At 42.6% G+C, this 25520-nt stretch carries 27 protein-coding genes, 1 tRNA gene and 3 pseudogenes; 15 read left to right on the top strand and 16 right to left on the bottom strand.

What is annotated here, in order from left to right; translation table 11 throughout:
- Positions 1-49: 49 nt before the first annotated feature.
- From BDE27_RS15725 to BDE27_RS15670, 12 genes are read right to left on the bottom strand one after another with little or no spacing between them, the layout of a single operon-like run.
- Complete coding sequence (locus BDE27_RS15725) at positions 50-808, bottom strand: cobalt-factor II C(20)-methyltransferase (RefSeq protein ID WP_099131679.1); 759 nt, start codon at positions 806-808, stop codon at positions 50-52.
- Positions 805-1596 carry a sirohydrochlorin cobaltochelatase gene (gene cbiK / locus BDE27_RS15720; RefSeq protein WP_099131678.1) on the bottom strand — a complete coding sequence of 264 codons (792 nt, stop codon included), beginning with the start codon at positions 1594-1596 and terminating at the stop codon, positions 805-807. The genes BDE27_RS15725 and cbiK overlap by 4 nt, the downstream gene beginning before the upstream one ends.
- A gap of 23 nt (positions 1597-1619) precedes the next feature.
- Positions 1620-2405: a cobalt-precorrin-6A reductase gene (locus BDE27_RS15715; RefSeq protein ID WP_099131677.1), complete on the bottom strand. Its 786-nt coding sequence runs from the start codon at positions 2403-2405 to the stop codon at positions 1620-1622.
- On the bottom strand, positions 2402-3127 hold the full coding sequence (locus BDE27_RS15710; protein WP_099131676.1) for a precorrin-3B C(17)-methyltransferase: 726 nt from the start codon (positions 3125-3127) through the stop codon (positions 2402-2404). The genes BDE27_RS15715 and BDE27_RS15710 overlap by 4 nt, the downstream gene beginning before the upstream one ends.
- Positions 3121-4251: a cobalt-precorrin 5A hydrolase gene (cbiG, locus tag BDE27_RS15705; RefSeq protein ID WP_420882890.1), complete on the bottom strand. Its 1131-nt coding sequence runs from the start codon at positions 4249-4251 to the stop codon at positions 3121-3123. Before cbiG ends, BDE27_RS15710 begins: the two co-directional genes overlap by 7 nt.
- Complete coding sequence (locus tag BDE27_RS15700; RefSeq protein ID WP_420882889.1) at positions 4232-5038, bottom strand: cobalt-precorrin-4 methyltransferase; 807 nt, start codon at positions 5036-5038, stop codon at positions 4232-4234. Before BDE27_RS15700 ends, cbiG begins: the two co-directional genes overlap by 20 nt.
- Positions 5028-5612, bottom strand: a complete 585-nt coding sequence (locus BDE27_RS15695) for a decarboxylating cobalt-precorrin-6B (C(15))-methyltransferase (RefSeq protein WP_099131673.1) — start codon at positions 5610-5612, stop codon at positions 5028-5030. The genes BDE27_RS15700 and BDE27_RS15695 overlap by 11 nt, the downstream gene beginning before the upstream one ends.
- Positions 5609-6229: a cobalt-precorrin-7 (C(5))-methyltransferase gene (locus BDE27_RS15690; protein WP_099131672.1), complete on the bottom strand. Its 621-nt coding sequence runs from the start codon at positions 6227-6229 to the stop codon at positions 5609-5611. The genes BDE27_RS15695 and BDE27_RS15690 overlap by 4 nt, the downstream gene beginning before the upstream one ends.
- Complete coding sequence (gene cbiD, locus BDE27_RS15685; RefSeq protein ID WP_099131671.1) at positions 6226-7389, bottom strand: cobalt-precorrin-5B (C(1))-methyltransferase CbiD; 1164 nt, start codon at positions 7387-7389, stop codon at positions 6226-6228. Before cbiD ends, BDE27_RS15690 begins: the two co-directional genes overlap by 4 nt.
- Positions 7382-8023 (bottom strand): cobalt-precorrin-8 methylmutase, encoded by a 642-nt coding sequence (locus tag BDE27_RS15680; protein WP_099131670.1) that lies wholly within the window; start codon positions 8021-8023, stop codon positions 7382-7384. The genes cbiD and BDE27_RS15680 overlap by 8 nt, the downstream gene beginning before the upstream one ends.
- 12 nt (positions 8024-8035) lie before the next feature.
- Positions 8036-8995, bottom strand: a complete 960-nt coding sequence (cbiB, locus tag BDE27_RS15675) for an adenosylcobinamide-phosphate synthase CbiB (RefSeq protein WP_099131669.1) — start codon at positions 8993-8995, stop codon at positions 8036-8038.
- On the bottom strand, positions 8992-10386 hold the full coding sequence (locus BDE27_RS15670) for a cobyrinic acid a,c-diamide synthase CobB (RefSeq protein WP_099131668.1): 1395 nt from the start codon (positions 10384-10386) through the stop codon (positions 8992-8994). The genes cbiB and BDE27_RS15670 overlap by 4 nt, the downstream gene beginning before the upstream one ends.
- Positions 10387-11156: 770 nt before the next feature.
- Between BDE27_RS15670 and cobA the strand changes: the two genes are divergently transcribed.
- The 14 genes and pseudogenes from cobA to BDE27_RS15600 all read left to right on the top strand — a co-directional run bounded on the left by cobA (position 11157) and on the right by BDE27_RS15600 (position 22903).
- Positions 11157-11915 (top strand): uroporphyrinogen-III C-methyltransferase, encoded by a 759-nt coding sequence (gene cobA / locus BDE27_RS15665; RefSeq protein ID WP_099131667.1) that lies wholly within the window; start codon positions 11157-11159, stop codon positions 11913-11915.
- Positions 11912-12985 carry a threonine-phosphate decarboxylase CobD gene (gene cobD, locus BDE27_RS15660; protein WP_099131666.1) on the top strand — a complete coding sequence of 358 codons (1074 nt, stop codon included), beginning with the start codon at positions 11912-11914 and terminating at the stop codon, positions 12983-12985. Before cobA ends, cobD begins: the two co-directional genes overlap by 4 nt.
- On the top strand, positions 12978-13838 hold the full coding sequence (locus BDE27_RS15655) for a GHMP family kinase ATP-binding protein (RefSeq protein ID WP_099131665.1): 861 nt from the start codon (positions 12978-12980) through the stop codon (positions 13836-13838). Before cobD ends, BDE27_RS15655 begins: the two co-directional genes overlap by 8 nt.
- Positions 13839-14141: 303 nt before the next feature.
- Positions 14142-14543 (top strand): VOC family protein, encoded by a 402-nt coding sequence (locus BDE27_RS15645; protein WP_099131664.1) that lies wholly within the window; start codon positions 14142-14144, stop codon positions 14541-14543.
- Positions 14544-15020: 477 nt separating this feature from the next.
- The gene (locus tag BDE27_RS15640) at positions 15021-15446 is read left to right on the top strand and encodes a JHE-like toxin PirA (protein WP_099131663.1); all 426 of its coding nucleotides are present in this window, start codon (positions 15021-15023) and stop codon (positions 15444-15446) included.
- A gap of 56 nt (positions 15447-15502) precedes the next feature.
- Complete coding sequence (locus tag BDE27_RS15635; RefSeq protein ID WP_099131662.1) at positions 15503-16780, top strand: insecticidal delta-endotoxin Cry8Ea1 family protein; 1278 nt, start codon at positions 15503-15505, stop codon at positions 16778-16780.
- 415 nt (positions 16781-17195) lie between these two features.
- Entirely contained in the window at positions 17196-18263 is a 1068-nt protein-coding gene (locus BDE27_RS15630) for a PfkB family carbohydrate kinase (protein WP_099131661.1), read from the top strand.
- Between the two features lie 42 nt (positions 18264-18305).
- Positions 18306-18418: pseudogene (locus tag BDE27_RS20040) on the top strand (IS1-like element transposase); the annotation flags it as partial.
- A 77-nt stretch (positions 18419-18495) separates the two neighbouring features.
- Positions 18496-19362 carry a DUF817 domain-containing protein gene (locus BDE27_RS15625; RefSeq protein ID WP_099131660.1) on the top strand — a complete coding sequence of 289 codons (867 nt, stop codon included), beginning with the start codon at positions 18496-18498 and terminating at the stop codon, positions 19360-19362.
- A 474-nt stretch (positions 19363-19836) separates the two neighbouring features.
- A complete protein-coding gene (locus BDE27_RS15620) occupies positions 19837-20472 on the top strand; it encodes a hypothetical protein (protein ID WP_208638601.1) in 636 nt (211 codons plus the stop codon).
- Positions 20472-20876: a DUF2000 domain-containing protein gene (locus BDE27_RS15615; protein WP_099131659.1), complete on the top strand. Its 405-nt coding sequence runs from the start codon at positions 20472-20474 to the stop codon at positions 20874-20876. Before BDE27_RS15620 ends, BDE27_RS15615 begins: the two co-directional genes overlap by 1 nt.
- Entirely contained in the window at positions 20873-21625 is a 753-nt protein-coding gene (locus BDE27_RS15610; protein ID WP_099131658.1) for a formylglycine-generating enzyme family protein, read from the top strand. Before BDE27_RS15615 ends, BDE27_RS15610 begins: the two co-directional genes overlap by 4 nt.
- Positions 21626-21647: 22 nt before the next feature.
- A complete protein-coding gene (locus BDE27_RS15605) occupies positions 21648-22286 on the top strand; it encodes a molybdopterin-dependent oxidoreductase (protein ID WP_099131657.1) in 639 nt (212 codons plus the stop codon).
- A 26-nt stretch (positions 22287-22312) separates the two neighbouring features.
- On the top strand, positions 22313-22903 hold the full coding sequence (locus BDE27_RS15600; RefSeq protein WP_120211376.1) for a LysE family translocator: 591 nt from the start codon (positions 22313-22315) through the stop codon (positions 22901-22903).
- 27 nt (positions 22904-22930) lie between these two features.
- On the opposite strand, the pseudogene BDE27_RS15595 reads toward BDE27_RS15600, so the two are convergent.
- Positions 22931-23458 (bottom strand): annotated as a pseudogene (locus tag BDE27_RS15595) (transposase).
- Between the two features lie 109 nt (positions 23459-23567).
- Between BDE27_RS15595 and BDE27_RS15590 the strand changes: the two are divergent.
- Positions 23568-24368, top strand: a complete 801-nt coding sequence (locus BDE27_RS15590) for an AraC family transcriptional regulator (RefSeq protein WP_099131656.1) — start codon at positions 23568-23570, stop codon at positions 24366-24368.
- 86 nt (positions 24369-24454) lie between these two features.
- Here the strand turns inward: BDE27_RS15590 and BDE27_RS20545 are convergent.
- The 3 genes and pseudogenes from BDE27_RS20545 to BDE27_RS15580 form a co-directional block, all read right to left on the bottom strand.
- Positions 24455-24544 (bottom strand): annotated as a pseudogene (locus BDE27_RS20545) (IS1 family transposase); the annotation flags it as partial.
- A 19-nt stretch (positions 24545-24563) separates the two neighbouring features.
- A complete protein-coding gene (locus BDE27_RS20205) occupies positions 24564-24695 on the bottom strand; it encodes a hypothetical protein (RefSeq protein ID WP_255430616.1) in 132 nt (43 codons plus the stop codon).
- Positions 24696-25340: 645 nt separating this feature from the next.
- A tRNA-Gly gene (locus BDE27_RS15580) sits at positions 25341-25414 on the bottom strand.
- Between the last annotated feature and the right edge of the window lie 106 nt (positions 25415-25520).

The raw sequence follows: 25520 nt of genomic DNA, 5'->3' as shown, positions 1-25520 counted from the left end.
TCCCTAGTTCACCGTGTACTTTTATCCGCCATAGGCATCCCATTATCATTCACCTTGATAATTGCCAGTTTTTATTAACCAAAATCGTTGAAAAATACGACAATCCCTGCTCCCATTCTTTTTCACTGAAGGACAGTGTGGCGAGATTGCGCCAACATTGCTCAGTCGGCAAAGTGGCATCAGCCATCATCAATGCATGTTCTAATAGATTGTGACGTTGCAGCAGGTCACGGATCAGGGGAAAACGCGAATAGACTTTCATCAGGACAATGCAGTCGTGATTGAGTAATGCTTGCTCTAAGACAACTTCAGAAGCGGTACAGGAAATGACAGCCAATGTCTGATCTTCCATCGCCAGTGGCATCGCACTGGTTGCGGCAATGGCAGAAAATGAGGTTATCCCCGGTACAATTTCCAACCATGAGGGAGAGGTCATCTGTTGCGATACCAACCGCTGCAAAAGAAATACCCATGTACTAAACAGCATCGGATCGCCCAAAGTGATAAAACCGACTTTCCTGCCATTATCCACTGCCTCTTTCAAAGCGTGCGCCACTTCATCCCACACCGCTTGTTTTGCTGCCATGTCGGCTTTCATTAAAAAATGGTAAGTGCAAACTTCCGTTTTCGGCGAAAGGTACTCTTCAATGATGGAGTGAGCAAAACTTTTGGCGCCTTTTTTTCCCGTTGGGGTATAGATCACATCAAGCTCAGAAAGAATACGCGCAGCCCGTACAGTCATCAGATCACTGGCACCTGGGCCAACGCCCATAACATACAATTTTCCTGCTTTTGCTGTTTCGTTCATAAGGCTTTCTCCTGATCATTTAGCGCGTAAGCAAGGTGATCGACAAACATTTGCCGAATCATCGGGTTTTCCCCCAATCCCTGTAACCAGGGGATCGCGACGATCCCCGCATTCTCTAACTGTGATTTCCAGGAGTCTTCTTCATTTGAAGCCATATCATTGGTGGCATGATCGCCTGCCACCAGCATCAATGGCATCAAATAAGCTTTGCGGATCTTTTGCTCTTTTAATCCCTTGATGATCAGAGGAAGTTCGGGATAACTTTCCACCGCGCCTACCCGTGCCGGAAAATGGTAGTGGCTCATCAGGTGATCCAGACAGGCATAAGCAGAAAAAGCAGGGTGGGTTGTACCGTGTCCCATAAAAACAACACATTCATTCTCTGCCAACCGAGGAAGCTGGTGGCGCAATGCCTGCATCAATTTCAGGTAATCATCAAAGTGGCTAAGTAGAGGCGTACCCAGCACCAACCGCTTAAAACGAGGACGAAATTTCTCAACCTCACGCCGCACCTTTTCATATTCATCGCCATTAATGATATGCAGGCATTGAACAGCAACATCGTGATAACCTGCGTGATGCAATCTGGTCAGTGCATCATGGGGAGTATCGATGTGAATGCCAGCGCGTTGACGCCATTTGCGAATGATCATGCCAGAGGTAAATGCCCGAAATAGTTCCCTGTCTGGAAACACTGAGGCCAATTGCTGCTCACAGGCTTCAATATTGTTTTTCAGCGTTTCGGGATAACTGGTTCCAAAACTTATCACCAATAATGCTTTTTTCATTTCGCTTTTCCTTATTGGTCTATTTACATGCAAACATTCGCCAATAACTGTGCCATCTCTTCCAATCCGTTGGCCTGCGTGATCCTCTCACCTGCAAATTGCTGCTCTGGGCGACAGAGCACGATGCAGGGCAGCCCAAGGGAAAGGCATGGCTCCACTTTTTCCCTGAAACCTCCTTGTTCACCAGACTCTTTGGTAATAACGACCTCCGCCTGACAAAACTGGTAAAATGCCCGATTGAAATCGGCACTGAATGGACCTTTCAGGGCAAAAATCTGATCAACTGATAAGCCACAGTCTTCACACATCGCCAAAACTTCTGCGGTGGGCAATACACGAGCCAGCACGGTTTTTCCTTGCAGGTAAGCCATATAGTCGGCTAATTGCTTACTGCCGGTTGTCAGCAAAATACGGGTTGCCAAATTGGCTGCTATTTCACACGCCTGCTTAATGGTTGCTACTTTATAGACAAGAGGATGTTCAACAGCATCAATATCGCTGGGGCGGATATAACGAATCAGAGGGATGCCCAACTTTTGGCAAGCATCGACAATGTTTTGACTCAGCCGTTCGGCATAAGGATGGGATGCATCAATCACCATTTTCGTCCCTCGCTTTTGCAGATATTCGGCCATCTCTTCGGCTTCCATCCTGCCAGTAACAATTTCACCGCGAATACCCATCGCCTGCTGTGCTCCCGCCGGGGTTGCCACTGACAAGCCATAATCTATGCCGGCAATATCCATCATCACACAAATCTGGCGGGCATCGCTCGTACCGCCAAAGATGTGGATCAATGGCCGTTTCATAACTTATACCCTCTCGGCGTGATCATCAGCCCATCACGTATATACGTTGACTGATTGCCCACTATCACCAGACTGCGCATATCAACACGGGAAAAATCCATTGAGCCAAAAGTCGTCAGCCATTTATCCTCCTGTTTTCGCCCTGCCGCTTTCACCACACCCACGGGAGTTTCTGGTGATTTCCACGGAGCCATCAAGGAAAATGCCCGTGCCAAATGTTCTTCTCGTCCGCGACTGCGGGGATTATAGAAACAGACCACAAAATCGGCTTCTGCCGCAGCCTGCACCCGCTTTTCAATTACCTCCCACGGGGTGAGCAGATCGCTTAGGCTGATATGACAAAAATCATGCATCAATGGTGCACCAAGCAAAGTGGCGCAAGCCGTACTCGCCGTCACTCCCGCCACCAGCCGAACTTCTACATTGCGCTTTTGCTGGCTGACCAACTCCAAAATCAAGCCAGCCATGCCATAAATACCCGCATCACCGCTACAAACTACCGCCACATTTTTACCCTGCTCGGCCAGCTCAATGGCTGTCTGGCAACGCTCAATCTCTTTGCACATGCCGGTTTTAATAATTTCTTTATCGCCTACCAGTGGTTTCACCAGATGAGTGTAGGTTTTGTAACCCACCACGATGTCAGCCGCTTTCAATGCAGCAATTGCTTCCTGCGTCATCATGGCTTCGCTGCCGGGACCAATTCCAATGACAGTTAACATGGATGCAATACTCCTAATGTGATGGTGACGCCCTGCTCACGCAGGGTATGACCAACCAAGTGCCCCTGGCTCATTAGCCAGGCTACCGGTTGGGAGACACAGCCTATGCCCACTGTTTTTCGGACAAATTCAGAGACCGGAAATGCCTGTTCACACTGGGCAAGCTGATTAACAGAGAAAATTTGGTATGGAATTTGACGCTCTTGTGCCAATTGGATTAACGCCGGCTCGTTTTTTTTCAGTTCGACACTGCCGACGGCTTTTAGCGCCAAGGGTTCAAGGTTATGTTCCGCCAGATGGCGATCCAATAATTCTGCGAGCCGTTCCGCTTCCACTCCCCGCCGACAACCCATGCCTGCAACGATACGGCGCGGAATTAATTTAAAAGTGGGGATTGCCAGTGCCAGATTTGTTCGTTCATAGCTGATGTATACCAGAGCGTCCAGCTCAGGCCGATCTTCCAGAACATCAACTGGAATGAAACCGCGCGTGTCATAGCGATCTTTTTCATCGTCTAAGTTGGGATGCCACCAAATTCCTACCCGCTTGCCACTGACCAGCATTTGATTAACGGTTTTGACATTGGCCCGGAAATTTTCCATTTTTCCATCAATTTCTTGCGATAACAGATCCAATGCGGCGACCTGATTAACATCTGTTGCAGTGGTGATCACCGCCTGACCATCGAGAATATCTGCGATCTGTTGTGCCAGCTTATTCGCCCCCCCCATATGCCCCGACAATAAACTGATAGCAAACTGCCCTTTTTCATCCAATACGACAACCGCCGGATCGGTCATTTTGTCCTTGAGCAGCGGGGCGATAACCCGAATAGTGATCCCCGTTGCACCAACCATGATCAACGCACCGTATTGGGTGAATACCTTACGTACCGTATTAGCAAAACCACCTTCAAATGCCATAAACCTGCTACTGGCATCCGTAAATTCACTCTCCACCAATTCAGGGGAAGTGAAACAATCCATCGCTAAATGAGATTGCAAACGGCGAGCCAACGCCATGCCCCCTTCTGTCAGGCAAAACAAGGCATATTCTTTGTTAGGTGACATTGTCTTAGATGATACGGTGTTAGGTGATATTAAGTCAGGCGCTACGGTATTCATGGCTGAACCTCGCATCGTACAATTTTGAGTAGTGATACTCTTCGCCAAGAAAAGCACCCACCAGGATCAAAGCCGTTTTACGGATGCCGGCGCTACGTACCTGTTCAGCAATCGTCGCCAATGTTCCCCGCACAATCTGGCAATCCGGCCAGGTTGCCTTGTAAACTACGGCAACAGGGGTTTCCTGCCCATATCCCCCCTGAATTAACCGAGCCATAACCTCTGTCATGTTCTGTACCGAAAGGAAGATCGCCATCGAAGTTTGGTGGGCAGCAAAGGCTTCCAGCGTTTCCCGTGGCGGCATTGGCGTTCTGCCTTCCATACGGGTGATAATCAAACTTTGCGCGACTTCGGGCACGGTGTACTCCACGCCCAACTGCGCAGCAGCGCCAAGAAACGAACTCACCCCAGGCACAGAGACAAAACCAATAGCATGATTTGCCAGTTCTTCGGCCTGTTCACGTATGGAGCCAAACAGCGATAAATCTCCCGTTTGCAGGCGAACCACCAATTTGCCCGCTTTCACACCATTCACCATCAATTCCGTGATTTCCGATAACGTCAATCTCGCGCTGTCATGGCATTCGGCATCTGCACGGCAATAATCCAGTAACTCCCGATTAATCAGCGAACCGGCATAAATCACCACTTGGGCCTGACGTAATAATTGATAACCTTTCAGAGTAATCAGGCTCTTATCCCCTGGCCCTGCACCAACAAACCAGACTTTTTCAGTATCAAAACTGACGTTATCTATCTGTGCAGAGTTAATATATTCAGGCATCATCCTGCTCCTTTTGCTCAGACTCTTTCTGGCAAGACAGCAAATAAGTGGGATTGTTGGGTTTGAAATAATGTCCTTGCCCTAGTGCTGTCAGTTCTCCCACCTGAATTTCACGTCCATCAAGCGCGCTCACACGACAGGATTTCAGGTGCGACAATGCTTGCGTGAAGTTTTCCAGCAGGATAAAAGTCATCACCAGACGCCCACCTGGGTTCAGGTGTAGCAATGCCCAATCAATGACTTCTGTCAGATATCCACCCGTTCCGCCAATGAAAATAGCTTCTGCGGTATTGTCTAATGGCATAGGAGCAATACCAGACTGGATACGAACCCTATGACAGCCAAAATGCTGAACATTTTCAGCAAGCAGTAACAAGGCATCTTCCTTGCGTTCAATGGCGAGGATATCCAATGCGGGATAGCGCAATGCCGCTTCAATACTGACGCTGCCAGTACCCGCACCAACATCGATAAGACGGCTGGCTTTTTCCAGTTCCAATCGCTCCAATGCCAGCGCCCTAACCGCTTCTTTGGTCATGGGGATGCGATGACCGCGCAAAAACAGTTCATCTTTCATTCAGGTTCACCATTTAAAATCACCACTACATTCAGGCCATAATCAATGTCGCCGCGGTGCGCGACCTGTTCCGCGTGCAAACAAATAATTTGTTCATGTTCATGGGATAAATTTTTACCAATCACCATGCGACGCTGCTGCCCACGCGCCAGAATCTCTTGCGCAATCTGGTAAGGGCCAATAACGTCATCCGTTACCATGGCGATTTTTTCGTGTTGCAGTAGCCAATCAAAATCCGGTTTACGTCCGTGACTGCTGGTCAGGTAAATGTCGTTCATATCCAGCAAAATCTGGGCGCACAAATATTGGATCGAGCTGATGCCGGAGATAATGCGGGTATTTTGTCCAGAAAAATGCTCAGTGATTCGTTTACCGATGCCATAAAAGAGGGGATCACCCGAAGCCAGCACAATAATTTGCCGATGCTGATTCTGTTCAAGCCATTGCATCAATCCATCCACATCAGCATCCAAACGGCGGGTTTCCCCCTTGAAATGAGGAAATTCGGCAAGATGGCGCTTTCCTCCGACCAACACCTCTGCCTGTCTGATAGCCTCCAACGCAGCCAATGTTTGGTTTGCAACAGCGCCGGGGCCAATACCAACAACGGTGATCATCGGCAATCCTCCATAAAATCCTTCACTATCGCGTCCACAGGCCGATTGCAGCCCAAGACCTGGTTATCAAAAGAGAATAGAATGGCGTCACACTGCGGCTTACCACTGGCGAAACGTAGCATTTGGTCGATACGCCCGCAGATTTTCCGGGCAATTTGTTGGTACACGGCCTGCCAGCCCTGTTCTGCAATCAACTCAATGGCCGCTTCGGTGGTATCACATTGATCCACTGCCTGAATCAGTTCGAAAGGTGCGCCTATTAAGGCCAGATTGGCAATCAGCGTTTCCATGCGACCATCAGCAATATGGCTGTGGGTATGAAAGATACCGGCAGCGATTTTTACCAACTTGCCGACATGCCCTACCAGAACTATATGGCGGAACTCCAGACGCACGGCTTCTTGCAACATATAACCGACAAAATTACTCATCGTGACGACATAATTCCCATCAATACCCAACTGCTGGCTGACAAAACGTTCACCGTGATTTCCCGGCACAAAAATAATGCGATCCAGCCCATCGGCACGTTTGGCTTCTAATTCCAGCGCCAGAGAACGTTTCCAGCTCTCTTCCGACATCGGCGTCACAATGCCAGTCGTGCCAATAACCGAAATACCGCCCTTAATTCCCAACCTGTCGTTATAGGTTTGCTTCGCCCGTTCCTCACCTTCAGGGGCGAAGATGACGATATCTGCCCCACGGTACGGACCGATTACCTCCCGTACTGCTTCTTCAATGGTATGCCGTGGGGTTTTATTAATGGCTGCCCAGCCAATGGGCAAACCAACCCCCACTCGCGTTACCCTGCCAATACCTTCACCGCCATCCAATGTGATCACTTTGCTGTCATTCAGGGAGACACGGGCAAAAATCAACATACCGTGGGTTGCATCCACATCATCGCCACCGTCTTTGCGGATAGCCGCAATCGCCTGTTGTCCTTCAATCAAAGGTTGCTCGACATTCAAGACCAGGGTGACACCAGAAGGTGTGACAATCGAAACCTGATGAATAATCTGCTGACGCAAGATCATCAATGCAGCAACCCGAGCGGCGGCTGTAGCACAAGATCCCGTGGTGTAACCCTTGCGATACTGCTTTCCCCGATGCCAAACTGTTCCGAGGCCATTAGTTTGCGTCTCACTGATTTCATTCATGCCTTACCTCCGGCATCCGATACAAAATGGCGTTGGTAATGGCAGCGGCAATATTGCTGCCTCCCTTGCGCCCTTTTGCTGCAATACAGCTTAATCCGCTATTGATCAGGGCATTCTTTGATTCTTCTGCGCCAACAAACCCAACAGGCACACCAACGACTGCAATGGGTGCAACTTGATGTTCCATCAAACGAAACAGCGCAGTCGGAGCGTTGCCAAAGACAAAAATCTTCTCCCCCGGTTCTTGCAGGGCCAGATCGACTGCCGCCATTGAACGTGTAATTTGCTGGGCTTTTGCCATTTGAATGGCGCGGGGATCGCTGACATAACAACGGCATTCGCTACCATACTGAACCAGACGCGTTTTATTGATGCCAGATAGCGCCATTGTCGTATCGGTATATAACGTACAGCCACGCAAGATACCGTCGCGAATGAGGTGCAAGACATCGGGGGAAAAATAGAGAATATCAAGCCAATCGAAATCAGCGGTAGTATGGATCACCCGTTTGATCACTGCTTCTTGATCCGCATTCACAAAACGATAATCAGGCCGCCATTCGAAAATAAGCTGGCTGATAATGTCAAAGCTATTTCTTTCGATCTGTTGGGGTTGTCGGATGTAATCGCTCATGCTGTTTCCTCCTTACACCATCACACTGACCAGGCTATGCAGCAGCGCAAACAACAGGAGCGCCATCACTGATGCCACCACCATCATCTGAACAGACTGTGGGATATCGACAGGCGTGACTTCACGCCTTGCATCACCAATCCACGGTTTTTCGACAAGCTGATTAAAGTAGACATTCGGTCCACCAAGACGGATGCCCAATGCCCCTGCTACAGTTGCTTCCGGCCAGCCACTATTGGGACTACTGTGTTGGTAGCGATCACGCCAGCCAATGCGTAGCGCCTGCCTAAAATCTAATCCCTGCCATTTCGCGGCTATTGCCAGCAGAAGCCAACCCAAACGGGCAGGCAGCCAATTCGCCACATCATCCATACGTGCCGAAAACATCCCCAGTGCCCGATAACGAGGCGTTTTATAGCCCACCATTGAATCGAGGGTATTGATTGCCTTATAAGTCATGGCAAGCGGAACACCGCCAAGCATTAAGAAGAACAATGGGGCAATCACCCCATCCACACTGTTTTCAGCCACGGTTTCAATCGCAGCACGGCTGATTTGTGGCGTTTGCAATTGGCAAGTGTCCCGACCGACAATGTTGGCAAGCTGCTTACGGCTGACGTCCAAATCCCCCTGACGCAATGCCTGATAAACAGCGTTTGCCGCATCACCCAAGCTACGTCCTGCCAACACGGTATAAATCAGCCAAACTTCAACCAAACATCCCAGCCAAAACGTCATGCCATAAGCCAATTGCAAAACCCAATAGCTCGCCAGCCAAACACTCCCTACTACCACCAGCCATAACAATACACCGCCCCATTTCAAGTCGGTTTCGGTTTGGCAAATCCGGCGAATAAGCTGCTCAGTCTGGTGAGTAAGTTGCCCTATCCAGCGCACGGGATGCGGCCAATGAGGGGGATCACCCAATTTCATATCCAGAATAAAAGCCGCAAACCACAATAAGACTGTCATAACAGCCTCCGTGCCATCGTCAGCCAGCGATGGAGAAAATTGGGGCGTTGGGCAAAATGAATATGCAGATAGACCGCAAGAGTATTGCCATTCTGGTAGCCTCCCAGCCAACTTTTCTGCACTGTTTTTAATGTTCCTGTTGGATCACACCATTTAACACATTGAAAAACAGGAGGTTGAGTCGAAATAAAATCCGAGTAATGGAATTCATGCCCGCGCAGCGTTTCTCCTTTCGCCACTAACGGCGTATCACACATTGCCGTGGCTTCGCAGTAACCAAAACGTTTCAGGTGATCTCCCATCTGGCTTTCACCGGCAATTAACCCCACCATGCCATGCCATACACCGTCCGCATCTGTCAGGGCATCGCCGAGATACATCAAGCCGCCGCATTCCGCATAAATAGGGATACCTTTTTGCTGCGCCTGACGTAATGCCGTATGCATAGCGTGGTTGGAAGATAAGGCTTGGGCATAAATTTCAGGGTATCCTCCACCCAAATAGATCATCTGGCATTCAGGCAACTGATGATCATGCAGGGGGCTAAACCGTTTGATAGTCACACCGGCTTTTTCCAACAACAACAGGTTATCAGGGTAATAGAAATGGAATGCCTCATCTTCTGCCAGAGCCAGCGTTAAGCCTTGCCCCATCGCGGGATCAATAAGGGAATCGATATTTCCTTTTGGCAAGGAAGATAGCTGGGTTAATGCCAGCAACTTATCCAAATCCACCGAAGCTTCGATCTGCTGAGCCAGACGAGTCCAGCATTCTTCGCGTTGACTGACTTGTTCTTGCGCAGGGATCAGCCCGAGATGGCGGGAAGGAAGGGTAACCTCTGGCATCACCGGGAGCCGCCCCAAAACAGGAATACCGCAATAACTTTCAATCGCTTGTTTTAATAACTGAAAATGGCTATCCCGATTGACGCGATTGATCAGCACACCCACAATGTTGACCGCTGGATCAAATTGTTGAAACCCCATCACTGTAGCGGCAATTGAGGTGGAAACCGCCTTACCATCCACCAATAAAACCACCGGACAGCCAAGTTGTTTTGCCATTGCCGCGCTACTGCAATAGTTGGGATCAATACCATAGCCATCATACAACCCCATAACCCCTTCAATTACGGCAATATCTTGCTCAACCATAGCTTGGTTAAACAAACCATTCAGGATAGGTTCGGGTAGCATGAAAGCATCAAGATTACATGAAGCGACTCCCGTCACAGCACGATGCCAACCACCATCCAGATAATCAGGCCCGATTTTGAAAGGCTGTACCCGCAGTGAACGGTTCATCAAGGCTCGCATGATGCCCAGCGCAACTGTTGTCTTACCACATCCGCTACCTGTACCTGCAATGACAAAAGCATGTTTCTGTTGCATGTGCTTACCCCAAAACATGTAAATTTTGTATTGGTGTTAAAATCGGTATTAGTTTTAAATCTGCAACTCATATTCTCATTCATTGATATTTATCAAATAAAAGTCTTTTAGTTCATTTTCGACAAAACAATTAATATTTCATGGATAACGCGGATATCTACAATCTCTTTATCTCGTAACAAATAAGCAACTTAATAAAAAGCATTATCACAATATTAATTTCGCATAAAAATAAAATAGAAAAATAGATTTATTTTCAAAATACACATTTTTCATTTTTATAAAAACACCCTTTATTATTTTTGTGATCTTGTTCATGATTATTAATTTTTAAACACTATTTTTATTTCAAACAAAATAAAAACCAATATACAACCACAAACCATGCAATCAACAATCCAATATAACACATTGAATTAATTAAAAAATAATGAGATTAAAATTATTACCTCAATAAAGAAACTTTAATATTGACAAATATTTTCAACAGATAACAAAATTCGATTTGAAAATAATTCATACTTAAGAATACGAACATTGATATAAATCAACTTTACTTACCCCACATTAAAGCAATAATTACAAAAAATTTAAATCGACATAACACCACTCATAAGGAAAAGAGGAAACCATCCATAAAGCAATAAATAAAAAAGTATAAGTCAGAATAAACCGTCCTTTATAAAAATAAAAAACAGAACCTCACCATCCTGATGAAAATATATTTTTCCCTTTGATAATTTATATTTTAATTCCATAGAGGTAATCCAATGAATAAAGGTAACGTATGGTTAGTGGGAGCCGGCCCTGGTGATGCAGGTTTAATCACGGTCAAAGGGCTACACTGTATCCGATCGGCGGATGTCATTGTCCATGACCGTCTCGTCAATCCTGAACTTATTGCTCAGGTACCAGACCATTGTAAAATTATTAACGTTGGGAAAGAACATGATTACCACCCCATCCCACAGGAAGAGATTAATCAAATTCTGGTAAGGCATGCACAGGCGGGGAAACGGGTTGTTCGCCTAAAAGGTGGCGATCCCTATGTCTTCGGCCGTGGAGGGGAAGAAGCGGAAGTGCTGTCACAACATGGTATCAAATTTGAAATCATTCCGGGGATCAGTTCCGCAATTGGTGGATTGGCCTATGCCGGCATCCCTATAACCCACCGCAATTATGCATCGGGTTTCCACGTTGTGACCGGACATACTTCTCAAGACAACGAACAACAGAACTGGGAAATACTCGCTCAATTGGAAGGAACATTGGTTATTCTAATGGGAATGACCCGCCTGATGGAGATCTGCCAACAGTTGATGCTATATGGTAAATCCCCCACAACACCTGCTGCGGTGATCATGTATGCCAGCCACCCCAAACAAGAGAGTGTTACAGGCACACTGGAAACCCTGGCTGCAAAAGCGGAAGAGAAGGATCTGCATGCACCCGCACTGATTGTGGTTGGTGATGTCGTCAATTTAGGGTCAATGCTCTCCTTCCCTCCCACTTACGGAGCAATACCATGAGTGAACATGGCGGTAATATCATTGGCATTGCCCAGCAATATGGTCTTCCAGCCGATGAGCTGATTGATTTCAGTGCCAATATCAATCCACTAGGTGCTCCAGAACGGGTTAAGGCATTAATCAAAAATAGTCTTGCTGATATTGAAAAGTACCCAGATGTGGAATATCGCCACTTGCATCAGGCGATCGCAGAGACCCATCAATGCGATTACAACTCAGTAATAGCAGGCAATGGTGCAACAGAACTGATCTATGCCGTCACCCGTTACCTCAATCCCAAGCGAGCTTTGCTTTTTATCCCAGGATTTGCTGAATATCGACGAGCCTTGCAGCAAATTGGAACAGAAATTATCGACTATCCATTGACAGAGGAAGCCGGATTTCAACCTGATTTACACCTGCTAGATACACTTTCCACGATTCAACCCGATTGCGTTTTTATCGCCACGCCCAATAACCCTACCGGATTAATGCCAGATACCCAATTTATGCAATCGCTGGTGGAATATTGTGAGCGACAAAAGATTTCGCTGATTGTTGATGAATCCTTTATTGATTTTCTCCCTGATAACCGAGGGCTGATTCCGCAACTTACTGTCACTAAGCATCTTTATATATTGCGTTCAATGACCAAGTTTTTTGCTATCCCTGGGTTACGCTTAGGCTATTTAGTCAGCGGAAATATAGCAGGGATCGCAGAGATGAAAAATCGACGTGAACCGTGGTCAATTAATGCCTTTGCTGCGCGAGTTGGTGAGATTTTATTTGATGAACATGACTATATTGCTGCCACACATCAATGGCTAACATCGCAGCAACACTATCTATGGACTCAGCTTTCAACTTTTCCTGAACTGATTGTCTGGCCGCCATCGGCTAATTTTCTGTTCTTCCGCTGCAATCAACCCAATGTTGATTTATGGCACGCTTTGCTTAAACATCGGTTGTTAATTCGCCATTGTAAAAATTATGCAGGGTTAGACGAACGTTACTATCGCATAGCTGTACGCAGTGCGTGGGAAAATCAGCGCCTAATCGCAGCCATGCAGCAGGTTTTTGCCTATGGCTGAAGCCTCTTGTCCCGCTTCCTGTGGAGAACTGCTACAAGGATGGCTGTTTGGCGGAGAAAAGTTAATCTCCTGCCCAATTAATTGGTTCAGTTGTGTTTCCGTTAGCGAAGGTATTCCTATACCGCACGAACGACCACGTATGCGCCAGATGGTAAATTTACTGCTGGATTACTGGCAGGAGCTACCAGAATTGACTTTTGGTTTGCGTATTGAATACCAATCGACAATTCCAGTCGCCAAAGGCATGGCCAGCAGCACAGCAGATATTGCCGCTACCGCCCAAGCCACCGCCAGATTATTGGGCAAATCACTGAAAAGCACAGAGCTAGCGCAACTCTGTGTCAAACTGGAGCCAACAGACAGTACGATATTTAAGCGATTAACCTTATTTGATCATCTCACGGCCCAGACGCAAATCCCCTTTGACTGGCAACCGGATATCGATATTTTGCTGTTGGAAAGTCCACAAACCATTTTGACAGAAGAATATCACCAACAGGATCATCGCGCACAATGGCGAGATAACACCTGTTTATTCCAACAAGCATGGTGGCAATTCCATACAGCGAATCAACGGCACGACAATTACCGCCTTGGGGAAGCTTGCACATTAAGCGCCATCGCCAGCCAATCGATACTACCGAAACCCTGTTTTGATCAACTGCGGGATTTAGTCGAGCAGACAGGCATTTATGGCCTGAACGTTGCTCATAGCGGCAGTATCATTGGCCTGTTATTCAACTCACATCGCCATGACGTAAATTACCTGCGCTGGTGGCTGCATCAAAAAAAGATTTCTGAGCACTATCCGAAAATTCACCAAGTCAAACTCATTGCGGGTGGTGTTCGCTGAAATCTATGCATATCCTCACATTTCCCTTATTATAAATAACATAATTTAAACAATGAATTAAACCCTATGGAAAAGACAACTCTGACACCCGCTACAACTGATACCTTTATGTCACGCGACATTCGCGTTGGAAAAATCATCAATTTCCCCCACCTCAAGGCGTGTTGCAGGATTCAAATCCGAAGTTTTGGTTTTGGCTGCGGTTTGTGACGAGCAAGGAACCGTCCTTATCCAGCCAGCAAGAAACGTGGAATTAGGCACCCGCAGGTTGTAATTTTTAAGCCGTAAAATAGTAGGAATACTATGAGAACACAAAAAAGATGTATGGGTTACGTTGCTATCGTTGTAGATGATTACGATAAAGCTATCGACTATTACACTAATAAATTGGGGTTTACGTTGGTAGAAGATACGCCACAGCCAGGAAAAAGATGGGTTGTTGTAACTCCAAATCCTGAAAGTGATTGCAACTTACTGTTGGCAAAAGCATCTAACGAAAGGCAAGAAGCGTTTATTGGTAACCAATGTGGTGGACGGGTATTCTTGTTCCTGCAAACTGATGGCTTTTGGCGCGATTATCACAAAATGAAAGAAAATGGTGTTCATTTCTGTGAGGAACCTCGTCAGGAAGAATATGGCATGGTAGTCGTTTTTGAAGATATTTATGGGAATCGTTGGGATTTATATCAAAATGCAGTTGCTTAGAGAATACTTATAAATATTACTATTAGCCCAATAATATTGGGCTATATTTAATTATATTAATGTTTATTTATAGAAGTAAACTTATATTATTAACAATAGGGCTATTTATACCTTACACTAATAAAATTATCAATCTTATTCAAAATAGACATGCTATTATTTATCCATACCTATTAATAAATGTTAACCATATCTATATACCAATAATATCATTTCAATAAGCAGCATAATTTTTAAACCAAACTTACATTTTTTATATTTTATCCAACCATACCAATATGTTTAGAATAGCCGCGGTCATAATATATAGATTCATTCTCAATAATAAAATAAATCTCAACTGTAAGGAGAAATCTACCATAATTATAAATAATCACATACTATAGCCATAGTAAAAACGCCGTAAAATAAATAACCAAAAAATTAAAAGCAACAAAAACTATATTTTAATCAATTTTTAAAATAGGATAACACCGTATGAATACAATCAATATAAATATAAGTGGCAGTACCGTTACAGTCATAAGCAATAACGATTCCAATCCAGAACCATTAACTTATAATACAAACACACCAGCATCAGACCCTCTTACAGCCAGTCCTTATAGGGATATGACAATAGAGCCACACTCTTCTATTGAAGCAACAAGAACCGATACACCGATTATTCCCGAAACTCGTCCCAATTACTATGTAGCCAATTCTGGCCCCGCATCATCAGTTAGGGCTGTTTTTTATTGGTCTCATTCTTTCACATCAGAATGGTTCGAATATTCCTCTATCATAGTGAAAGCCGGGAAAGACGGAATATTACAATCACCGAATAACGCTTTATATTACAGTAAAGTTGTCATTTATAACGATACCGATAAACGTGCCTTTGTTACCGGATATAATAAGTAACAAGATGAAAATAACTAACGCACTATTTAACTAAGGAATTAAGGTAAAATAAAATCATGAATATCTCACCGATTAATGTATCTGAAAATGAAACATTACCTGAACTCACTGATGTTATGCTTATTGTGCCTTATACAACATCTACCCCTGATTATGAATGGGATATGTCATCAATTATAAAGGATGCGATTATTGGCGGCGTAGGGTTTATTCCAGGAGCAGGCTCTGCAATGTCCTTCCTATTGGGACTATTTTGGCCTCAACAGAAAGATAATACATGGGAACAGATCCTCCAAAAAGTAGAACAGATGATAGAGAATGCCGTTCTGCAAACTATTAAAGGAATACTTAATGGAGATATACAAGAAATCAAGGGGAAAATGGAACATGTGCAATACATGCTGGAAACCTCGCCTGGCAGTCAGGAAAGTCATGACGCATATATGTTCCTGGCTAGATACCTGGTGAGTATAGATGAAAAATTCAAGTCTTTTGATAATAAAACAAACTACCAGATCCTGCCGATGTACACTAACACGGTTATGTTACAAATCCCTTATTGGAAAATGGGAATAGAGAAGAAAAATGATATTGGGCTGACAGATATTGAAGTCAATGAGTTAAAACAGCTTATCGATAAATTGGTCGACAAGGCCAAGAGTTACATCCATACGATGTATACGAATGAATATAATGATGCCATAAATACATCAACAGCATCGAGTGTCACTAATAATTTACTCTCTGTAAGAGGATATTGTTTATTACACGGTTTAGAGTGTATTGAGTTAATTGAACATCTACAAAACAATAGCCTCGAAAGTGGTTTTTATCCTAAAACTATCAGTTATTCAACTGTATTTGATCGTCAGACTAACAAAATGAGAATTCAGGCTCTTACAGAAGACGATCAAATGCAGGAACCCTTTAAGCCATCTTTAATCAACGGCAAATACAATAAAATACAATCCTTGCTTGGATATGTACAAAGAATTGGAAATGCACCTAGAGTGGGGGGTATTAAAATCACCTTTGCCAACGGTTCATCCTATACACTTGGCACAGTAACATCAGAAACGAGTTCAATTGAACTCAATGATAGTGTTATCGAAAGATTGGAAGTATGGGGCAATGGCGCTGTTGATGAGGCATTATTTACGTTAAGTGATGGGCGTCAACTCAGAGTCGGTGAGCGCTACGCGACAAAATATAGAAAATATGCTGTTGATGGACACTATATTGCAGGACTGTACTTAGCTAGCGATGAACCTTCACTTGCTGGTCAAGCCGCAGGTATTGCCGTTTCATACCATATGTTGGATGATAAAAAATAATACCTGACTAACGGAATTTGAATTGTAGATTAACTCCCCTGGTTACATAGCTAACTATATGTAGCTAGGGTTTTTCCCCCACTATATATTCCAGTTTTACCTCGCCATGAGAATCAACAGATCATAAAAACCAAACATATGTTTGCAATTTCCATAAATCGACCTAATACACTGTTTTAAAAGGGATTATAATAGGATATAATATAGTTTACTTGCTTGATGTATTTAGGTATCTAATTTTTATTAATTTTTCAGCATAATATTTGAGATGAATATCACATTTTTATGTCATTTTTTGGCCTTATCAATCTTACGATCATATTCTCATAAATGAGAAATAAATACAAAAATAGCCTTTACTGTCCGTCAGATATGCAATAAAACATCAGTGTAAAAAAACAACCAAAGGTGTGATATGTCAAAAAGGGAAAACCAGATATTGCAACTTCTAAAGCGTGATCCTTTCATTCAGCAACAAGAAATTGCTGATATTCTCAGAATCAGTCGCTCATGTGTTGCAGGACATATTATGAACCTAAGTAAAAAAGGTTATATTAAAGGCAAAGGATATATCTTATCTAATGATATTTATACTGTAACGGTTGGCGCAGCTAATATAGATTTAACAAGTTATACCTCTGCCAAATTAATTTATGAAGATTCCAACCCAGGGAAAATTATTTCTACACCAGGTGGTGTAGGAAGGAATATCGCTCAAAATATTGCCTTATTAAAAAATGAAAGTTATTTAATTTCTGTTATCGGTAATGACTCAAACGGCAAAATACTGTTTGATCATACAAAGTCGATAGGGGTTAATGTTAACTATTTCCATAAATTAGATGGTGAAAAAACCTCAATCTGCAATTCTGTTATAGATGAAAATGGAAAATGTGTCGTTACAGTTAATGATATGAGTATTCTGGAGAAATTAACTCCTACGTTATTAGCTCAAGCTAAATCTTTAATTCAACATGCGAATGTATTAATCATTGATTGTAATTTAACTGAAGAAACTCTAAAATGGCTATTTAATAATGCCGGCAATGTTCCAATTTTTGTTGATACGGTTTCAAGATCTAAGGCATCCAAAATTCGCAATTTTCTCTCTTATATTCATACTTTAAAACCCAATCGAACTGAGGCAGAAATCCTTAGTGGCATAAAAATTGAAACTCAAAAAGATGCCGCTGATGCGGCACACTGGTTTCATCAACATGGCGTCCAACGCTTAATTTTGAGTATGGATGCAGAAGGTGTTTATTATAGTGAAATGGATAATACATCAGGATGTTCAAGTGCAATCAGTACCAATATTGTTAATACCAACGGAGCGGGTGATGCCATGATGGCTGGCCTGGTACATTGCTGGTTAGAGGGGATGGAACTGAAAGAAAGTATTCGCTTTGCACAACAATGTTCAGCACTAACACTATATTCAGAAAATATTGAGATATTCCCTAAGAATCGTATGTATTTTTGAACGACAAAATTAGAACCATCTGATATATGGGACTGGATTTATCATTCCTATCGCGCCTGTCAGGCCGAAATTAAAGAGCAAATCGTTGATCTCACCATGAATAATTTAGGTATTCGTGTACCGCCCTGGCATTACATATCAACATTAATGCTATTTCTTGCTAGAATTCGCGGCGTGAAATAGGCATTATCGTAATGAATTAACAACAAATAATACCAACAGGGTTAATTAAATGGAAAATATGTGCCAGAAACTAAATGTTCTACGTAAAGTTGATAACTTCTTAATGGCTCATGTGCCTAATAACAGCACAGATGTTAAGCGATTTATTTTAGAGTTTCTTTTTTTTGGATTGATTAATGCACGCTCGTGCTTATTTGCTGGTTTCTTTTTTTTGGCTTTATTTTTGGTTCCAGCAAAAGGCATAGTGGGCATACCACGTTATGATATACTATTAGTATTTGCAGTGACCTTTCAAGCATTACTAATACGGTTAAAACTCGAAACATGGGATGAATTGAAAGCAATTTGTGTCTTCCACTTAGTCGGTTTTATGATGGAGCTATTTAAAACATCAGCATCTATTAGTTCATGGCAATATCCTGATGCTGCGTTTACTAAGCTTTGGGGAGTCCCACTATTTACAGGTTTTATGTATGCGGCCGTGGGGAGCTACATTATACAGTCGTGGCGCTTTTTTAAAGTACGGATTGAGCATTACCCACCTTATTGGATGGCAACACTGGTCGCACTGGCAATTTATATCAACTTCTTTAGTCATCATTATATTGATGATTATCGCTGGTACTTAACTGCTTTTATTTGTGGTTTGTATGCACGCGGCACTGTTTTTTATACGCCGTTGGATAAAGAACGCAGTATGCCACTATTACTTGCTTTTATACTGATTGGTTTTTTTATTTGGTTGGCGGAAAACTTCGGTACCTTCTTTGGGATCTGGCAATACCCAAATCAATTAGGCGCTTGGTCTGTTGTTCATGCAGGAAAATGGGGGGCATGGTCATTATTGGTGGTTGTGACCTTTACGATTGTAGTTCACCTTAAACATATTAAAGCGGATGTGGCAATTGCCCGTTAATTTAGAAATGTCCCTTTTTCATGCATAACAGTATGAAATGATATCATCATAAGGGCATAAAGATCTAAATATATAACCTACAAAAGGGGTCATGATACCAATAGTTAGATGTTGTGATAAACACCTCGTTTTTTATCGGTAAGATGTAGGGGGTGAATAGTTACAAAGTGTATAATTGCTCATGCGTTCGGAAGACAGAACGAAAAAACGCTTAAAAAGCCCCTGAAAAAATTATCTCGATTCAATGTCGCTTTCCCCTGAAATGCCCGACAAAGTTATCAGTACTTTTATCAAAAGAGAATACTACATTTAAGGTAGTTCAACGGATTGAATACGTGCCCCATTGTTTCAGGATATATTGAAATAGATTCTACGCTCTTATTTTTCGTAATTCTATAAACAACAATTTTGTGCAATATTTAACATTTAGGCAGGAATATCGTTAATGTAAATTAAACTTAAGCGAATTATGAGATGATATTTAACACTGATAACTTTTGGATTAGGAACCCCCAACAAATCACTTCAATCGCGACTCTTGGACCTGAAGGAACAAGCAGTCAATCAGCAGCGAAATATCTGACCAACTTAATTGGAGGCCCCTTAGACATACTTCTTTTTGATACTTTTGAACTCGCTTCTGAGTATGTGGAAAAGAATGAGTCATGCATTTTTCTAGTCGCCAATGCATATCAGCGAGTAGATAACTTTTACATGAACAAAAATACCCTTCTACTTGGGTCGTTTTTCTATTCACCTCCCGCTTATTATCTTGGTTGTAAAACGTCCCTCGCCTTAGAGAAAAAGATAGCTGAGCACCAAACCATAAAAATAGCTACGCATCACGCGCCTCTATCTCGTTTAGAGAGCCTAATTGAATCAGCTGAAGACAAGATTTTTGGAATATCTGATGCTCATTTAGAAATAGAGATTACGAACTCTACAAGCAATGGAGCGAGGCTAGTTGTAAACGGCGACGTTGATTGTTGCTTAGCAAATGCTGATGCAATTAAACATTATGGACTTACAGCAATATCTCACCCTCTACATATTGAAATGACATGGGGGGTATTTTCTAACAACCAAATTCATAAAAGGAAAGTGGCATAATGAATGACAAAAAGTGTGTATTGGTAATCGATAAAGATCTTCCTCTTGGAGTCATTGCAAACACAGCAGCAGTGCTAGCTCTTAGCCTTGGCAAGGCTCATCCTGAGCTCGTAGGTGACAATATCAAGAACCGTGATGGAGGGGAACATTTTGGGATCACTCGTATCCCAATCCCAATTCTTGCGGCAACGGCAAGCGAGATAAAGGAAATTCGTTTTCAATTACAATCACACGCTACGATAGTTGACTTCTCGAACGTGGCAAAAAGCACTAAGAGTTATGAGGATTACTCAAGTAGGTTAGAGGCTGCCAGTGAGGACAGCATCGAATATTTGGGCATAGCGGTGTACGGCGACAAAAAAGTCATCATTAAGCAAACTGGAAATATGAAGTTAATACGATGAACAACTTAATTGATATGGTTTTAGTGACAGGATCTCCTTATCTACGCGGTTCAGAGTTGAGCCCTGATGAGCAGCCTGTACACGTAGTTACCCTTAGTGATTTTTTCATTGATGTTCACCCTGTAACCAACGCTGAGTTTGCGGTATTCATTGAGCAGGGGGGCTATAGAAGTAGGGAATATTGGTCAGAAGAAGGTTTTCAGTTTATCCAAGATAATGGCATTTCAGAACCTTTATATTGGCATGATTCTAATTGGAACCAACCAAAGCAGCCAGTAACCGGCATTAGTTGGTATGAAGCTGTCGCATACGCAACATTTGTAGGTAAGGAATTACCAACTGAAGCACAGTGGGAGTTTGCTGCGAAGGGGAACGATAATCGACTCTATCCATGGGGAAATAGCGAGCCATCTATTACGATTGCAAACTATGCCCCAGACTGTGAGCCAGCTGAGCTCAACCGAAAATCCACGGATTGGGATGCACATCCACAGAATCGCTCCCCATTTGGTTGTATTGATATGGCAGGTAATCTAGCTGAGTGGTGTCTAGATAATTACTACCCAAATTACAGTTGGGATAAAACTCATATTGATCCCGTTTATCTTAGTATCCCTACTGACGATCATATAGTTCGGGGTGGTTCAGGGCTGCATGATGAAGATTATATGCGCTGTACATGCAGAGATAACTACCCTCCAACAGTACGAGACAACATCGTAGGTTTACGCTGTGTCAAATCTCTATAATAGATACATAAGAAAGGAAAATATGAGTACTCCATATATTGATAAGAAACCTTCTTCTTTACGGTACTACCAAGAAGGGCCACCTGAATCATATGATTCTATTGATATGAAAGAATGGGCGCTCAAGATATTTTTACCTCATGAGTCAACACCAATTCTTGTCGCATTCGAAGACCTTAAAAACATTGCACCAATAACAGAAAGCCGCCGAGTTGTGTGTGTTTGCAATTGGAGTATCAGAAGAAACTGGACAGGAGTCTTACTAGAAGACCTATTGAAATATCTAGGGATAAACCAAGCAAAATATCTTTCATATAATTTGAAGCAGATAAGTTTAGGTACAAGTAAGGGAGTGTATGACTCTACAATATCCCTTAGTAATGCATTAGAAAATAGAGCGATGATTATTTGGGCGGTGGACGGTGAACCCCTATCTTTGGAAGAAGGTTACCCTATCCGTCTAGTCGACTTTTCTCTATATCGGTACAAAGGGGTTAAGTGCTTGTCTGAATTGTACTTTACTGATGAGTTCGAACAAGGATTTTGGGAAAGCAAAGCTGGTTATTGCAAAGAGGGAAAAATCAAAGCAAAACGGTACCGCATTGTTGATTTGCAAGAACATCGCTTTATTAATGGCTCTGGAGAAGTAACTGATTTTTAGGAGGTAGATGCTTATGTCTCAATTAATTGCAATGGCAGTTTTTTGCCCTTGTAACTTCTATATCGCCAGGACCTGTAAACATAATAGCGACAGTTACCGGAGCCAATTGCGGATATATTCGAACTATCCCACATATAACCGGTGCTACAATTGGTTTTGTATCGATTCTATTTTTACTAGGTTTTGGATTAGCCCAAGTTATAAATGAGGTGCCATATCTAACCGAAATGCTTACCTATATAGGAGGCTGTTTCTTGTTATATCTGGCATATAAAGTTGCTATGCAAAACCCGATGATCGGTGATGATAGTGAACTAGAGACCAGTGCTCCATCCCTTATACAAGGAATAATGTGCCAATGGCTTAACCCGAAAGCATGGATTGTATCTTTAGCAGGCATATCTGTTTTTAATAGTCACGATGCAGAGATTAATGCACTACTACTTTTTTGTGCGATTTTTTTTATTGTCTGTTATGCATCAATTTCAGCATGGGCTGTTTTGGGAATAACGATTAGGACAGTTTTGGACATACCTAAACATTATAAGCTTTTCAATCTCACTATGGGGCTATTGTTAGCAATTACGGTCGTATATACTTTTTTTATGTCAAGTTAGGGTCTGTTGATGTTTTAAGGTCATAATTCATTCAACCCACATCGGTAACCAGATAATGATAAATGCCAGTGCCAACATACTGGCATAATTCCGTTCAAGTTTATCGTATCTTGTTGCTATTGCCCTAAAATGTGTAACTCTGGCGAACTGAACAGGCAAACCATAACTATCGATTACCAAATGGATTTTGGTTGAACATCCTCTACAACTTTTGCCAATAGCCTCATCATCTGAAGCCACTCCTGCACTATGCTGGTGAGCCCGGACGATACTTCCGTCAATAAATGACCATTCCCTATCAGCAAATACAGATAACCACTTGAAAATGAGCGGTAGAATACCTTTCTTTGACCAGACATAAAACACTGAAAAACGCTATTCCATTTGCCGAATTCTGACGGTAAATCGCACGCCAAGGAATGCTCGTTCTCATTCGGTAAAGAATGCCTTCAAAGGTCAAGCAATGTTCAGGTTTGTGATAAATCCAAACCGTGTGTTGCATTAACGCAGATAACTTATTCCAATGGAGATCTGTGTTAACATGATTCGCGGCATTGATGGTGAGATCTGGTCGTTTTTTGGCGAAAGTAATTATACCAAATCATCTTACTGTCTAATAATTCCTCACAAAACATCAACAGCCCCTGGAAGGGTATGAACACAGATGACCAAGCAAAAATTCTATCGTTCGAGCGCAGTACCCATTGAGCTGCGCTCTTCTAAAAACTCGAAAGCCTGTTACGGGAAACACACTCATGAAGAATTTTCCATTGGAGCTGTAGATTGCGGTTATAGTGATTACTTCAATAGTAATATTGAACGTAGAATACAAAAAGGTTCTCTTGTCATAATTAACCCTCTAGAGGTCCATTCATGCAACCCAGTACCAGATACAAATTGGAGCTACAAAATGCTGTATGTATGTCCCAAATGGTTAGGTTATGTGCAATCGATGGTTGTAGGTGAAAGAGTAACAAATTTTATCCCGTTCTCAATTAATCATACCGATTCTCCAGAACTTTATGTACAGTTTCAAGAATTAGCCAACACAATTATTCTTGATAAAGACAAAATGAAAACGGAAGAAGAAAGCATCTCTTTTTTTTCCAATCTGTTTTCACAGTCCAACTTAATACCTTTAGAGAAAGTTGTACCAAAAGGTAATGTATCTAAGGCGTATGAATATATTTGTGAAAATTTTCGAAACAATATATCGGTAAAGGATATTGCTGTTCATTCTCAATTGAGTGAATATCATATTATCCACGCATTTCGAAAGGCATATGGTATTACTCCACATGCTATGCAAATTGCAATGCGCATTAATGAAGCAAAAGTACTTTTGAAACAGGGAATGAATATAGCATCTGTAGCCACTGAATTAGGTTTTTATGACCAAAGCCACTTTCATAGAAACTTCAAAAAATTGGTTGCAGCGACTCCTGCGGAGTATAAAAAAATATAGGTCACGTATTCAATCCGTTGAACTACCTTAAATGTAGTATTCTTTTTTCGATAAAAGTACCAATAACTTGGTCGGGCATTTTAGGGGAAAGCGACATTGAATCGAGATAATTTTTTCAGGAGCTTTTTAAGCATTTTTTCGTTCCGCCTTCCGAACGCATGAGCAATTATACGCCGTGATCCTCAACTTGGCCCGTCAATCAGCCAAATTTTCGCCCAATGAACCCGCTAAAAGAGAAAGCTGATTTTCCCGATTTGAAATCGGAGAAGAAATTACCACTTTGAATAAATGATCTTGTGCTTGCCAAGGTATATCAATACGCAGCATCAGTTTCTCTCTGAATAGATTAGGGTTATGAAAGCAACTAACGCCGATTTTTATTATTTATTCTGGCTTTCAGAAACCACCAAATTTTAGGGGAGTAAAGGACTGCTATCAGCACTGAAAATAACAGCATGAATTCGAACTTCAGACTAAATCCACCAATGAAAGTAAACAGCACAAACATGGCTGCTATAAACCCTCTAATTTCCTTAAAAATGCCTTTTATTACCCAAATAAATGCCCGTTTAACCCATTGCAGAAACATCAATATCATCCTTGTTCGTTGCTGTAGTCAGATTATATGTAATACATTCCAGATATTGGAGTCGCCAATTTATCAGCGGCTCTTTATCTGTTTCATTTTTATACCTGTTCTATTTTTCCCATTTTCCTATTCTTTAATCCATCCATAAGTGTTATATCCTTGCGGCTCTTCCGCTGGAATACTGTTCAGATAAGAAACAGAATCCTCGTGGTTCATCGCTAGCTAAGTACAGTTTAGGGGGTGCAAAAATATACCCCCATATATCCCCCTGATTGGGATATATTGCAATAGATATCAGTAGACGATAATAGAGTGTAATTTGGGGTTTTTCTTTTATTTTACTGGTATTAGTAGACTTTCATTGACTGCGGGAGATGTTTATTTGGAGCGAGTGAAGGGAATCGAACCCTCGTATAGAGCTTGGGAAGCTCTCGTTCTGCCATTGAACTACACTCGCATCAACGAAGTGATGGCGTTAAATATATACCTCTTACTGAATCTCAACAAGTAGTATATCGTTAATATTTATCTGTATTTTAGCCAGTTATTTAAGTTTTTTTGAT

It is taken from the genome of Xenorhabdus ehlersii, from assembly GCF_003610465.1.
Classification (GTDB): Bacteria; Pseudomonadota; Gammaproteobacteria; order Enterobacterales; family Enterobacteriaceae; genus Xenorhabdus; species Xenorhabdus ehlersii.
The sequence above is the reverse complement of the archived record's forward strand: the minus strand, read 5'-3'. Positions and strand labels throughout refer to the sequence as shown.

What these genes read in the sequence shown, in the direction of transcription:
- BDE27_RS15725 (WP_099131679.1), bottom strand. Translation starts at nt 808, where the DNA reads ATGAACGAAACAGCAAAAGCAGGAAAATTGTATGTTATGGGCGTTGGC.
- cbiK (WP_099131678.1), bottom strand. Translation starts at nt 1,596, where the DNA reads ATGAAAAAAGCATTATTGGTGATAAGTTTTGGAACCAGTTATCCCGAA.
- BDE27_RS15715 (WP_099131677.1), bottom strand. Translation starts at nt 2,405, where the DNA reads ATGAAACGGCCATTGATCCACATCTTTGGCGGTACGAGCGATGCCCGC.
- BDE27_RS15710 (WP_099131676.1), bottom strand. Translation starts at nt 3,127, where the DNA reads ATGTTAACTGTCATTGGAATTGGTCCCGGCAGCGAAGCCATGATGACG.
- cbiG (WP_420882890.1), bottom strand. Translation starts at nt 4,251, where the DNA reads ATGAATACCGTAGCGCCTGACTTAATATCACCTAACACCGTATCATCT.
- BDE27_RS15700 (WP_420882889.1), bottom strand. Translation starts at nt 5,038, where the DNA reads ATGATGCCTGAATATATTAACTCTGCACAGATAGATAACGTCAGTTTT.
- BDE27_RS15695 (WP_099131673.1), bottom strand. Translation starts at nt 5,612, where the DNA reads ATGAAAGATGAACTGTTTTTGCGCGGTCATCGCATCCCCATGACCAAA.
- BDE27_RS15690 (WP_099131672.1), bottom strand. Translation starts at nt 6,229, where the DNA reads ATGATCACCGTTGTTGGTATTGGCCCCGGCGCTGTTGCAAACCAAACA.
- cbiD (WP_099131671.1), bottom strand. Translation starts at nt 7,389, where the DNA reads ATGAATGAAATCAGTGAGACGCAAACTAATGGCCTCGGAACAGTTTGG.
- BDE27_RS15680 (WP_099131670.1), bottom strand. Translation starts at nt 8,023, where the DNA reads ATGAGCGATTACATCCGACAACCCCAACAGATCGAAAGAAATAGCTTT.
- cbiB (WP_099131669.1), bottom strand. Translation starts at nt 8,995, where the DNA reads ATGACAGTCTTATTGTGGTTTGCGGCTTTTATTCTGGATATGAAATTG.
- BDE27_RS15670 (WP_099131668.1), bottom strand. Translation starts at nt 10,386, where the DNA reads ATGCAACAGAAACATGCTTTTGTCATTGCAGGTACAGGTAGCGGATGT.
- cobA (WP_099131667.1), top strand. Translation starts at nt 11,157, where the DNA reads ATGAATAAAGGTAACGTATGGTTAGTGGGAGCCGGCCCTGGTGATGCA.
- cobD (WP_099131666.1), top strand. Translation starts at nt 11,912, where the DNA reads ATGAGTGAACATGGCGGTAATATCATTGGCATTGCCCAGCAATATGGT.
- BDE27_RS15655 (WP_099131665.1), top strand. Translation starts at nt 12,978, where the DNA reads ATGGCTGAAGCCTCTTGTCCCGCTTCCTGTGGAGAACTGCTACAAGGA.
- BDE27_RS15645 (WP_099131664.1), top strand. Translation starts at nt 14,142, where the DNA reads ATGAGAACACAAAAAAGATGTATGGGTTACGTTGCTATCGTTGTAGAT.
- BDE27_RS15640 (WP_099131663.1), top strand. Translation starts at nt 15,021, where the DNA reads ATGAATACAATCAATATAAATATAAGTGGCAGTACCGTTACAGTCATA.
- BDE27_RS15635 (WP_099131662.1), top strand. Translation starts at nt 15,503, where the DNA reads ATGAATATCTCACCGATTAATGTATCTGAAAATGAAACATTACCTGAA.
- BDE27_RS15630 (WP_099131661.1), top strand. Translation starts at nt 17,196, where the DNA reads ATGTCAAAAAGGGAAAACCAGATATTGCAACTTCTAAAGCGTGATCCT.
- BDE27_RS15625 (WP_099131660.1), top strand. Translation starts at nt 18,496, where the DNA reads ATGGAAAATATGTGCCAGAAACTAAATGTTCTACGTAAAGTTGATAAC.
- BDE27_RS15620 (WP_208638601.1), top strand. Translation starts at nt 19,837, where the DNA reads ATGATATTTAACACTGATAACTTTTGGATTAGGAACCCCCAACAAATC.
- BDE27_RS15615 (WP_099131659.1), top strand. Translation starts at nt 20,472, where the DNA reads ATGAATGACAAAAAGTGTGTATTGGTAATCGATAAAGATCTTCCTCTT.
- BDE27_RS15610 (WP_099131658.1), top strand. Translation starts at nt 20,873, where the DNA reads ATGAACAACTTAATTGATATGGTTTTAGTGACAGGATCTCCTTATCTA.
- BDE27_RS15605 (WP_099131657.1), top strand. Translation starts at nt 21,648, where the DNA reads ATGAGTACTCCATATATTGATAAGAAACCTTCTTCTTTACGGTACTAC.
- BDE27_RS15590 (WP_099131656.1), top strand. Translation starts at nt 23,568, where the DNA reads ATGACCAAGCAAAAATTCTATCGTTCGAGCGCAGTACCCATTGAGCTG.
- BDE27_RS20205 (WP_255430616.1), bottom strand. Translation starts at nt 24,695, where the DNA reads ATGCTGCGTATTGATATACCTTGGCAAGCACAAGATCATTTATTCAAA.